This window comes from Halomonas sp. A3H3 (assembly GCF_000982975.1).
Taxonomy (GTDB): domain Bacteria; phylum Pseudomonadota; class Gammaproteobacteria; order Pseudomonadales; family Halomonadaceae; genus Vreelandella; species Vreelandella titanicae.
The window spans coordinates 2777499-2789074 of sequence record NZ_HG423343.1 but is presented as its reverse complement, the minus strand read 5'-3'; the positions used below and the strand labels follow the sequence as shown (position 1 = coordinate 2789074).

The window sequence follows — 11576 nt, the reverse complement described above, 5'->3', positions numbered from 1 at the left end:
CGCCTCTCTTGAACATTTAGTGGTTGCATTGCAGTGTGGCGGGTCAGACGGCTACTCAGGTATTACCGCGAACCCAGCTTTGGGCCATGCCGCCGACCTTATCGTGCAACATGGTGGCAGCGTTATACTCGCCGAAACCCCCGAAATCTATGGCGCTGAAAACCTCCTGATAGACCGATCCATTAATGAGAACGTCGCCCAGAAACTACTCGATCGGATCACCTGGTGGAAACATTACACCGAGATAAATGGCGCTGAGTTAAACAACAACCCTTCCCCAGGCAATAAAGCGGGTGGGCTATCAACTATCCTTGAGAAATCATTAGGCGCAGTAGCTAAAGGCGGAACGTCGAGCCTTAACGACGTGCTCCTGTATGCTGAGAAGATGACCACGCGCGGTTTTAACTTTATGGATAGCCCTGGCTATGACCCGATTTCGGTCACGGGTCAAATCGCCTCCGGTTCTAACGTAGTCTGCTTTACCACTGGACGAGGTTCAGTCTCAGGCTTCAAACCCGCTCCCTGCCTTAAGCTCGCAACGAATACCTCCATGTATGAGAAAATGCATGAAGACATGGATATAAACTGTGGCGTTATTGTTGATGGCACTGACAGTGTAGAAAGTGTTGGCGAGCAGATTTTTGAGCGCATTATTGCCATCGCTTCGGGCGATATGAGCGCCAGCGAATCACTGGGTTACGGTAATAATGAATTCGTTCCCTGGCTGGTAGGTGCCGTCACCTAAACTCCCATTAAAGAGCAATTAACTGACTATGACACAAACGCTGCGCGACCAACTCTACACGGCTCTTAAGCAGAGTATTGTTGGGAAACGTCTTGAACCCGGTTTAGTACTGCTTGAGGGAAATATAGCGGAGCTGTTTGGTATTAGCCGCTCGCCCGTTCGGCAAACATTAAGCCGGTTGCACGAAGAGCAGTATATCTGCCGTTTCGAGGGGCGCGGCTATTTAGTAGGCGCATCGCCAGGTGAGATAGTGCGACGTGCGCTCAGTGAGCATGATTTCAAACAACTTGGCCATGCCCCAAAAGTAGACCGTATCGTTTCTTGGCGGGCGCATATCGACAGCGTTGAGCATGACATCGTTTTATGTTCGATTAAGGGTGCGTTTGAACTCAATGAGCTGCAGCTTTCCAAAACGCTTAATGTCAGCCGTACGGTCACTCACCAAATCTTGCTCTATTTACAGTCTATCGGTTTAGTCGAGAAGATTAAATATAATAGCTGGAGCGTGGTGCCCCTGAATGATCAGCGGTTACATAATCTTTATGAAGCACGTCGCCAATTAGAACCTTATATGATTGCGCGAGCTACAAAACATATGCCAGAAAGTGCCATTAAAGGCTATATAACCAAACTCAAAAACGCTGCTGAGAGCTATCCTGATATAAAGGGGGAGCTACTGGATGAGTTAGAAAATGATCTCCATCATACCGCCGTTAGTTTAGGTGATAACCAGGAGGTCATGAATATGCTCCGGCGCACGCATCCTATCTTATTAGTCAGTAAACACCTGCTTGGACGAGTATTAAAGCTTCCCGATCAAGATCCTTTCTTCGATGAACATTTATGGATATTTGAAAAAATGCGCCTGCAACAACCTGCGCAAGCAGGCAAAGCCTTGGCAACCCATTTAGAGCGTTCAGAATCCAAGGTACTCGACCGGCTGATTAACTTCCGAGAATCAGGTGATATCGATATACCGCTTTACCTGCGCTAACAACCAAATAACGAACGTGGATGCCCCATCTCTTCAATTCAAGCAATGTATCGACCTGCTAAGCAAGGATTACGGGAAGCCTTGACGGGCTCATCTAGATAGAGGAACTAATAATGACAACGTCACGTACTATCGGATTTATTGGCACGGGCATTATGGGTGCGCCGATGGCAGCACGCTTGGCACATGCAGGACACCAAGTGCTTGTCTGGAATCGAACAAAAAGCAAAGCCAACCGTTTAGAGTCGGTGGGTGCCACCATCGTAGAAAAGCCCGAAGAAGCCGTTGCCGAAAGCGATGTCGTTATCGTTATGCTTAGCTCTGGGCCTGTGTGTGATGAAATGCTGTTGGGCCCTAGCGGCCTACTCAATGCCATGCAGCGTGACGCCACACTTATTGTCATGAGTTCAATACCTGTCGAAACCGCTCGCCGTCAAGCAGAAGAAGCCGCCAAGAGCCAGATTAATTACCTTGATGCGCCGGTTTCCGGCGGTGAGCAGGGAGCGATCGACGGCACGCTGGCCATTATGGTGGGTGGCGATGCCGTAAGTTTTAAAGCAGTAGAACCCATTCTCTTATCTCTCGGCAGGCCCGTTCATGTTGGCCCTGCAGGTAGCGGGGAACTTGCTAAGCTCGCCAATCAAATGATTGTGGCCAACACCATTGCTACCGTGGCAGAAGCCATACTATTGGCAGAACAGGGCGGGGCAAACCCCGAGCGAATGCTCAGTGCGCTTGAAGGTGGGTTTGCTGACTCGACCATTTTGCGTATACACGGGCAGCGTATGATTCAGGAAAACTTTACCCCGGGTGGGCCAGCGAAATGGCAATTGAAAGATACCCAGACCGCGATGGCTTTTGCCGAAACGCTACATCTTAAGCTACCGATTTCGTCATTGGTCAACACACTTTTTGAAGAGCTCGTCGATCAAGGGGATGGCGAGTTAGACCATAGCGCCTTAATCAATCAACTCAGACGGCGCAATGATTAAGAGAGCCTGACAACAACAAATTTAGGAGAATAAATACAATGAGCCACCATTACGACGTTCAGGAAATTACTCAATTCAGCACCGCTTTACTTGTGGCAGCCGGGCTCGAAGAAGAAAAGGCTCAAGCAGTTGCCGAGATACTCGTCGAAGGTGATTTGATGGGACACACGACTCACGGGCTTCAGCTACTATCCCCTTACCTTGGCGAGATTCAGTCTGGCCGGATGCCTGTGTCAGGTGAGTATGAGGTAATCTCCAAACGCGCTGCCGTGCAGACATGGGATGGTCGTTATCTTCCCGGCCCCTGGTTGATCATTAAAGCAATGGAAACCGCCGAATTGATGGCTCGCTCCTGCGGCACAGGGACGGTCGTGATTCGATGCTCAAATCATATCGCCTGCTTGGCGGCCTATCTGAAACGTGCCACTGATCAAGACCTCGTGGTGGTGATCGAGTCATCCGATCCGGCGACTAAGTCGGTTGCCCCGCATGGCGGTTTGCAAGCGACCCATACCCCTAACCCTATCGCTGTGGGCTACCCGACGGCTTCAGGCCCGGTTCTGTTAGATGTCAGCACATCCATTACCACTAATGGCATGGTCGGCCGACTGCACAAACAAAACAGCCAACTGCCGTATCCGTGGCTCAAGGATCACCAGGGCAATGCGACCGATCAACCTAGCGTGCTGTTCGATGAGCCTAAGGGGAGCATCATGCCAATTGGTGGGCTTGACCATGGCCACAAGGGATATGCGCTGGGGCTAATGGTGGAAGCCTTAACGTCTGGGCTCGCTGGATTTGGTCGTGTGCAGGCGCCTGCACAATGGGGTGCCTCGGTCATGGTGCAGATCATGGATCCCGAAGCCTTTGGTGGGCTCGATGCCTTCAAACGCGAAACTGGCGCTTTGGTGGATGCTTGCCGTAACAATCCTGTTGCGGAAGGTAGCCCTCCAGTACGGATTCCTGGCGAGCGTGGGCTTGCCCTCCATAAGCGTTATGCGCAGGAGGGCGTGCCTCTGCCAGACGGTGTTCCCGAAGCTCTAGCCGATTGGTCGGAACGTCTGGGGGTTACTTTCCCTCGGGCGCTGCAATAACAGCCGCTCATGCAAAGGTCTAGTGGGCGATATTCAGATGTGGTGAACCAACTCATCAGAGGCGACTATGAAACAAGAACGCATCGGATTCATTGGGCTCGGCTTAATGGGCAAGGAAATGGCCAGACATATCGTACGTAACGGTTATCCGCTAACGGTGATGGCCCATAGGAATCGATCCCCCCTTGAAGCGCTATGCAAGGAAGGCGCGACGGAAGTTAGCACTCCCGTAGAGATGGCAAGAAATAGTGATATTGTTTTTATCTGCGTAAAGACATCCGAACAGGTCAACGAAATCGTCAGCGGGGCTGACGGTTTAATGGCCGGAAGCCACGAAGGGCTTATTATCGTCGACTGCTCTACAGCTCATCCCGAATCAACTGAGCGCCTTGCGAAAAACGTAGAACATCAAGGGGGGGTACTCGTTGACGCGCCTTTAGCACGCACGCCTCGTGAAGCCAGAGATGGACGACTAAATGTCATGGTGGGTGGCGATGCCTCCACAGTGGCGCGTATTACGCCGGTCATGGAAAGTTTCGCAGAAAACATCTTTCATGTGGGTAAGGTTGGTTCAGCGCATAAACTGAAACTGATTAATAATTTTCTCTCGTTAGGGGCTGCTGCCCTAGTCAGTGAGGCGGCCACTATGGCGGCTGGCATGGACGTTTCACAAGACAAACTCCTGGAAATTTGCTCACAAGGGGGAGCCAACAGCGCGATGCTCGCTCCCGTTATGGAGTGGGTACTGCAGAAGGAGTGCACAAAGTTACAGTTCAGTCTTGGTAATGCTGAAAAAGATATGCGCTACCTGACTGAAACGTTAAACGCCTATCAGCTAGCCCCCCATATGCTGCCACCGCTTTGCGAGTTTCTTACGTTAGCTCGAGACGACGTGGGGGAAGATAGTTTCGTTCCCCAAGCGTATGACAGCTGTATAAAACGCAATAAGATCGTATCCGATTAAGGCCACTTAGATAGCTTCTTGGCTACCTCATATTTCCATATAAAGCCTTCACTCGATAAACGCTTCGGTAGGCTCACGATGGCCGTATAGAAACGCATCGGCGACCTGGCGCAGCGGGGCAACATCCACCTCGCTGCGCTTGTTTGCGATCAGCTCGGCAAAGCGCGCATATAAACCTTGATACTCGCGCTCCTCCTCTTCAATGATCAGTTCATCGTCGATGACCAATCGACAGCCGCCTTGGGTGAGACTCAAGCGGCTGCCATCGCTGTGGATATGCATATTCCAGGTGGGCGGGCCGCTCTGGCGAAAATCAAACGCCGCCTCAATGGACGCGCCTTGTGGGTCGGTAAAGGTGAGATCCGCTGCAATCGGAGTTTGCGCATTGCTCGGCACCAGCAGTCGCGCCTGTTGCAGAAAAAACGGCTGGGGCAAGATGGCGGTCGCAATCGACAGCGCATTAATACCGGGATCAAACACTCCCATGCCACCCGGCTGCCAGATCCACGCTTGGCCTGGGTGCCATACCCGCACGTCCTCTTTCCACTCGATCTCTACCCGCTGCATCTGCCGTTCGGCTAACCACTGCTGGGCCTGGGCAACGCCAGGGGCAAACCGCGAGTGCCAGGCGGCAAACAGGCTAACGCCCTGTTCTTTGGCACAGGCAATCAAGTCCTCCACTTCGCTTAACGTTGCCCCCGGTGGCTTCTCAAGCAGCACGTGCTTGCCACGCATCAGTGCGGCCCGCGCCTGGGAGTAGCGCAGATGGGTCGGCGTGCAGATTGAGACAGCGGTAATTTCAGGGTGGGCGTCTAGCATCGCTTCCAGGTTTTGATAGGCGGGTAGTTCCGGCAGCGAGGCGTGAGGATCCGCCGTAGCGACAAGATGGCAGTTTGGAGTAGCGGCGATTGCCGGTAGGTGCTGGTCGCGGACAATTTTACCCACGCCCACTAGGCCTAACTTAAAGCCAGAGCTAAAGCCAGAGTTGAAGTCAGACATACGCTTGCCTTTGTTTTTAACCATTGAAAATGGGTTCAGGGGGTGGTGTGGGGCAGCTCAACGCTGCGCCCTAATGAGCTAACGCTGTGCTCAAGCCCTAGCGCTGCGGCGGTACCTGCCAACACCGCTTGGGACGCTAAAAACGCCTCCCGGGGGCGGCGCAGCCGGATGCTCTCCATCAGTTGACGGTGACGCTCCAGGCTCTCTTCAGGATCTGGGGCGTTCTCGTTGGACATGGAGATCAGCATGTAGATGGAGGGTCGCAGGATATGTGATAGCTGCGCCCAGACAATATTGTGGGTCGCCTTGAAAATCGCTTCGTGAAAAGCGACATCACACTCGCTGTGCAGCCGCCGCTCCTCTTCGCAGGTGGCATTGCGTAGATTCTGCCCTAGCCCTTCAAAGGCTTCTTCGATGGCGACTAAATCACGCGCCTTGGCCCGCTTGGCGGCGGTCATCGCCACATAGGGCTCAACGTCCAGACGGAAGGCAAGAATCTCGCGCTGAATATCCGGGTTGGGGGCAGCGTAGCGGGTCAGCCAGTCAGTCACCTGGGCATCAAGAATATGCCACTCTGAGTATTCGCGCACCTTGGAACCATGACCAGAAATCCGCTCAATAATCCCGGCATCGACCAGTTGGCGAAGATCGCTACGCACCGCTGAGCGGTTAATCGCAAAGCGTTCGCATAGATCCATTTCCCGGGGTACCAGGTCACCAGGGTGATAGCGACCACCGAAGATCTCCTCGGCGAGATGTTCGGCGATACTGGGACGAACGGCTGACTTACTGAGAGATGACGTCACTGCGATAAGACCCTATTTCGATTCCTGCCAATCATAACGTACTTGACCGGTCCACTGTTACCGGTGGCGAAGGTTCGAGACCTGCCCGCACCCTCAGCTCTAACCGCCGTTCATAGAGGCCCTTAGCACTCAATGTGCCCAGCACCAGAACGCCGCCGACCATGGCCATCGGCGCGGGCTGTTCGGCCAGAATCCACCAGGCCAACAGCGTGCCTATCACCACTTCCAGCAGTATTAGCAGGCCCACTTCGGCGGAGGGCAGATAGAGCGGCCCACGCTGCAGTAGCGTCACGCCGCAAGGCACAATAATCAGGCAGAGCAGGATAACGACAGCAAGCTGGTTGGCTGCAGGCAGGGTTGGTTCGCTGCCCGCCAGCCAAAACAGCCCTGCAGTGCTACCCACAATAAGGCCGTTGAACACCAGCATCGGGCTCATATCCACCCCCGGCCGCGTACGGCAGAGGGTAAAGTTAATCGCCAGGGTCGTTGCCGCCATCAAAGCGAAAGCGTTTCCGACCCAAGAACCTGCGCCCGCGTCATCGAGGGCGATCATGGCGACACCCACCATGCACAGCAATATCGCTAACCAGGTACGCCTTGGCAGACGCTCCTTGAGGATGATCCAGGAGAGCACGGCAGCGATTAACGGCGAACTGGCCAGTATCATCAGTACGTTGCCCGCCTTGGTGTACTGGTTGCCCAGCACGAAACCGCAGGTGGTCAGGCTGAACAGCAGCGCCACGGCGATACCCGTCCAGCCGCAGCGACGGTAGGCTGCCAGCGTGCCACGGCCATAGCGCATCAGGGCGATCAGTAGAAAACCTAAGCCCGAAAGAAAGCCACGCCACATCAATATCTCGGCATCGGGCAGATCGGCCACTTTAATCAGCAGGGCATCCGGGGCCATGATCAGCGCCCCGCCAGCGGTTAATAGTAGTCCCTGCTGGCGATGCGATAAGGTACTCCAACGACTCATCTTTAGTATTCGCCTCTTCAGTGATTATCCCTGGGCGGATGCTGGCGAGCCACATCGCGGTACTTGGTGGCGGGTTCCAATGTCATACCGCGGTCCAGCGGTTCGACCATGCTGCGCTGGATCTCCTGCCAAGGCGTCTGGTGGCCAGGGTAGCGGTAACCGCCCTGCTGGGCTAAACGCTCCCGGCGGGCTTCCAGTTCACTGGGTTCGATCAGCAGCTGCACCTCACCGCGCTTGAGATCGACCCGCAGACGGTCGCCACTCTCCAGCAGCGCCAAGCCACCCCCGGTAGCGGCTTCCGGGGAAGCATTGAGAATCGACGGTGAGCCGGAAGTGCCCGACTGGCGGCCGTCGCCCAAGCAGGGCAGTGATTCGATGCCCTGCTTGATCAGCGCCTCCGGCGGCTGCATATTAACCACTTCGGCACCACCGGGATGCCCTACCGGCCCTGCACCGCGCATTACCAGAATGGTGCGTGCATCAATGTTGAGCGCTGGATCATCAATACGGGCGTGATAATCCTCGGAGCCATCGAATACCACCACCTTGCCTTCAAAGGCTTCCGGGTCGCTGGGGTCATTCAGAAAGCGCTCGCGGAAATCCCGGGAAATCACGCTGGTTTTCATCAGTGCCGAATCAAAAAGATTGCCCTTGAGATTGAGGAAGCCCGCATGATCCACCAAGGGGTCGTTATAGCGACAGATCACATCGGGGTCTTGGGTTTCGCAGCCCTGCAGATTATCGCCGATGGAGCGGCCATTGACCGTCAGCGCATCGCCGTGCAGCTTACCCGCCGACTGTAGCTCGTGAAGGATCGCCGGAACGCCGCCGGCACGGTAGAACTCTTCGCATAGGAAAGCACCGGCAGGCATTACGTTGGCCAGCAGTGGAATTTCATGGCCCAGGCGCTGCCAGTCATCGTTATCCAGCTCGATGCCTGCATGGCGGGCAATCGCATTGATATGTACCGGCGCATTGGATGAACCGCCCAGTGCCGAGCATGCCACGATGGCGTTCTCAAACGCTTCCCGGGTCAGAATATCCAGCGGGCGCAGGTCTTCCCACACCATATCGACAATCCGCGTACCCGTGTCGAAGGCCACCATTGCGCGCTCTTTATAGGGCGCAGGAATCACCGCCGACCCCGGCAGGCTCATGCCCAGGACTTCCGCCATGGAATTCATGGTAGAGGCGGTGCCCATGGTGTTGCAGTGGCCTATCGAAGGCGCTGAATCGCTGGCGCGGGAAAGGAACTCTGCGTAGTCGATATCCCCAGCTGCCAGCCGCTTGCGAAGCTCCCAGATAATCGTGCCTGAGCCCACCCGCTCGGCACCGCGCCAGCCGTTTAGCATCGGACCACCGGAGAGCACAATGGCCGGAATATTCACCGTTGCCGCGGCCATCAGCGCAGCCGGGGTGGTTTTATCACAGCCGGTGGTCAATACCACGCCATCTAGCGGGTAGCCATGGAGCACTTCCACGATGCCCAAGTAAGCGAGGTTCCGATCCAGCGCAGCAGTGGGTCGGCGCACGTTCTCATGAATAGGATGCATGGGAAATTCAAACGGCACGCCACCTGCGGCGCGAATTCCGTCTTTAACCCGCTTGACCAAGTCAATGTGGTGGCGGTTGCACGGGGTTAAATCAGAGCCCGACTGGCAAATACCAATGATCGGCTTACCGCTGGTCAGCTCATCCAGAGTAATACCGTAATTGAGGTAGCGCTCAATACATAGCGCCGTGGTTCCGGGGTGATCAGGGTTATCGAACCAGTAGCGTGAACGCAACTGCTCAGGAGTTATTCGCTGAAAATTGGCCATGGTTCCGCTCCACGCCTAAAGTAAATATACAAGTCGGCAGGCGCGCTTTAGGCACTCAAACTGCCCACCAACACTAACGATGAAGAAAGCTTCCTAAAATGTAGGGAAGAGTTGCCATGACGGTACGCGTTCTTACCCGCGGCGTCGATACATACAAAAGTATATGTTGAACATATATCAAAAACATTAGACATTCACCTAAGGGAGCGGCACTTACACCTCTATAAGCGAGTGCCGCTTACACACAACAACAATCAACCACGCTGCAGCTCGTTAGGAATATCCCCTTAGCGTAGCGACCTGCAGCACGCCAGGAGAGTGACGACTATGCACCATCTTTGGAAACGCACCCTATTAATGACCGGCGCTACACTGCTCAGCTCAGGCATTGCCTACGCGCAAACGCCTGACCTTTCCGATCCGCCAGAGATAGAGGGCGGTACCGTGGGTGACCACGGCAGCGTCACTCTGCGCATGGGATTGGGCTTGGCGGAAAGCTCGCCTCAATATATCTCTAGCCAATACTTTGCGGATATTCTCGACCAGCGCAGCGAAGGGCGTATCAGCGTTAATATCTTTCCCAACAGCCAGCTTGGCGATGACGTGCAGATGATGGAAATGCTGCAAACCGGTACTCTGGATATGACCTACCCTTCCTCTTCACCCGCTACAGGTTATGTCGAGGAGCTGGCAGTCTTTGACCTTCCTTTCCTACTGCCTACTCGGGAAGCGGCTATAAAGGCCATGCGTAGCGATGCTGCCCAGGAGATGCTTGATGCCTTCGATGGCACTGGTCTAAAAGCCCTGGCATTCTCTGAAAACGGCTTCCGCCAGCTCTCCAATAGTGCTCGTGAAGTCGCTTCACCAGAAGATGTGGCGGGCCTGGACGTTCGTGGCTTGTCTATTCGCACCATGGAGAACCCAGTGCACCTGGCTATTTGGGAAGCGCTGGGCGCCAACCCGACCCCGATGGCATTTGGTGAACTCTTCTCCGCCATGGAACAAGGCGTTGTCGATGGCCAGGAAAACCCTTGGAGCACCATCCTGACCTCCAACTTCTATGAGGTGCAGGATTACGGCTCCGAAACCCGTCACGTTTATACGCCCTTCATCAAGATGATCTCTCAGCGTACCTGGGATCGCCTCGATCCAGAGTATCAGGAACTTGTTCAGGAAGCCGCGCTGCAAGCAGCGGATTACGAAATCCAGCTTTCCAGCGAGTACGACGACTGGGCACGGGATCAGCTTGAAGAACGCGGCATGCAAATTACCCGTCTTAATGACGAGCAGATTGCCGCTTTCCAGGAAGCCGTGCAGCCGGTTTACGAAGAGTGGGCACCACGCATCGGCGAAGATCTCGTGACTGAATTCCAAGAGATTGCTGAATCGACAATGACCGAGTGATCCCATCCCTGCCGCCGAATAAAAAAGGCGGCAGGATTAATTGGGTAGCATGAGAATTAAGAAGCGTCCGAGAGGCGCTTTTTAAGCTGCATATAGGTGCCGTAGTGACGGTCGAGGTGGCGCCGCATGGCTGCCTCGGCCGCATCTGGGTCACGAGACTCTATCGCTGCGATGATTTCGGTATGCGCAGCGGTAGCCGCTTTGTCTTCGTCCTTCTGTTGCAGTACCAGCGCGCGGCGATCGTCCAACCACTCAGAGAGCGCCACATGGATAGCATCAAAAATGGGGTTACGGCCAATGCTGGCCAACACGCCATGGAAGTCATTATCAGAGCGTTTAAAGCGTGCTTCATCACCTATTGCATCGCGATTATCCGCTAATGCATCGCGCAGCCTCGCTAGATCCTCTTCACTGGCATTACGCGCCGCGTAGCGAGCCAAAGATATCTCGAACATGGCCCGCGCTTCCTGGAAATACTGTTGACCATCGGGCTTAGAAAGTAGCTGTCGGGTTACCCCAGAAAGCCTGGCCATCACCGCCTCAGCGGTGGGACGAATTACCCTGGCGCGGGTACCGCTGTTGATGGCGATAAGTCCTAGCTGTTGCAGGTGGAACAGTGCTTCACGCACCGCGGGTCTGCCAACACCAAACTGCTCCATCAACTCCCTCTCTGAAGGCAGTTGATCGTTTTCACTCAGCCGCCCCTCGAGAATCTCCGCCTCAAGCTGCTCAGCGACCTGTTCCGATAGCGTTTTACGCTCGATCCGGTATCTGCTCATAGG

The 11576-nt window shown here is 54.7% G+C and carries 10 protein-coding genes and 1 pseudogene; 6 read left to right on the top strand and 5 right to left on the bottom strand.

Annotated elements, in window-relative coordinates; translation table 11 throughout:
• The 5 genes and pseudogenes from HALA3H3_RS12345 to HALA3H3_RS12325 all read left to right on the top strand — a co-directional run.
• Nucleotides 1-745 (top strand): annotated as a pseudogene (locus HALA3H3_RS12345) (altronate dehydratase); the annotation flags it as partial.
• 28 nt (nucleotides 746-773) lie between these two features.
• The gene (locus tag HALA3H3_RS12340; protein ID WP_022521922.1) at nucleotides 774-1739 is read left to right on the top strand and encodes a GntR family transcriptional regulator; all 966 of its coding nucleotides are present in this window, start codon (nucleotides 774-776) and stop codon (nucleotides 1737-1739) included.
• A gap of 113 nt (nucleotides 1740-1852) precedes the next feature.
• The gene (locus tag HALA3H3_RS12335) at nucleotides 1853-2731 is read left to right on the top strand and encodes an NAD(P)-dependent oxidoreductase (protein ID WP_022521921.1); all 879 of its coding nucleotides are present in this window, start codon (nucleotides 1853-1855) and stop codon (nucleotides 2729-2731) included.
• Nucleotides 2732-2769: 38 nt separating this feature from the next.
• Nucleotides 2770-3825 (top strand): Ldh family oxidoreductase, encoded by a 1056-nt coding sequence (locus HALA3H3_RS12330; RefSeq protein WP_022521920.1) that lies wholly within the window; start codon nucleotides 2770-2772, stop codon nucleotides 3823-3825.
• 67 nt (nucleotides 3826-3892) lie between these two features.
• Entirely contained in the window at nucleotides 3893-4789 is an 897-nt protein-coding gene (locus tag HALA3H3_RS12325; protein ID WP_022521919.1) for an NAD(P)-dependent oxidoreductase, read from the top strand.
• Between the two features lie 48 nt (nucleotides 4790-4837).
• Here the strand turns inward: HALA3H3_RS12325 and HALA3H3_RS12320 are convergent, their stop codons facing one another.
• The 4 genes from HALA3H3_RS12320 to HALA3H3_RS12305 are packed head-to-tail and all read right to left on the bottom strand — an operon-like array spanning nucleotide 4838 to nucleotide 9390.
• Nucleotides 4838-5788, bottom strand: coding sequence for a Gfo/Idh/MocA family protein (locus HALA3H3_RS12320; RefSeq protein ID WP_053856970.1), 951 nt, complete (start codon nucleotides 5786-5788; stop codon nucleotides 4838-4840).
• Between the two features lie 35 nt (nucleotides 5789-5823).
• Entirely contained in the window at nucleotides 5824-6594 is a 771-nt protein-coding gene (locus HALA3H3_RS12315; RefSeq protein WP_022521917.1) for a FadR/GntR family transcriptional regulator, read from the bottom strand.
• A 31-nt stretch (nucleotides 6595-6625) separates the two neighbouring features.
• Nucleotides 6626-7570 (bottom strand): DMT family transporter, encoded by a 945-nt coding sequence (locus tag HALA3H3_RS12310; protein WP_022521916.1) that lies wholly within the window; start codon nucleotides 7568-7570, stop codon nucleotides 6626-6628.
• Nucleotides 7571-7587: 17 nt separating this feature from the next.
• On the bottom strand, nucleotides 7588-9390 hold the full coding sequence (locus tag HALA3H3_RS12305) for an IlvD/Edd family dehydratase (protein ID WP_022521915.1): 1803 nt from the start codon (nucleotides 9388-9390) through the stop codon (nucleotides 7588-7590).
• A 327-nt stretch (nucleotides 9391-9717) separates the two neighbouring features.
• On the opposite strand from HALA3H3_RS12305, the gene HALA3H3_RS12300 reads away from it, so the two are divergent.
• Nucleotides 9718-10794: a TRAP transporter substrate-binding protein gene (locus HALA3H3_RS12300; protein WP_022521914.1), complete on the top strand. Its 1077-nt coding sequence runs from the start codon at nucleotides 9718-9720 to the stop codon at nucleotides 10792-10794.
• 56 nt (nucleotides 10795-10850) lie between these two features.
• Here HALA3H3_RS12300 and nanR read toward each other — a convergent pair whose 3' ends face one another.
• Nucleotides 10851-11573, bottom strand: a complete 723-nt coding sequence (nanR, locus tag HALA3H3_RS12295) for a transcriptional regulator NanR (protein ID WP_022521913.1) — start codon at nucleotides 11571-11573, stop codon at nucleotides 10851-10853.
• Between the last annotated feature and the right edge of the window lie 3 nt (nucleotides 11574-11576).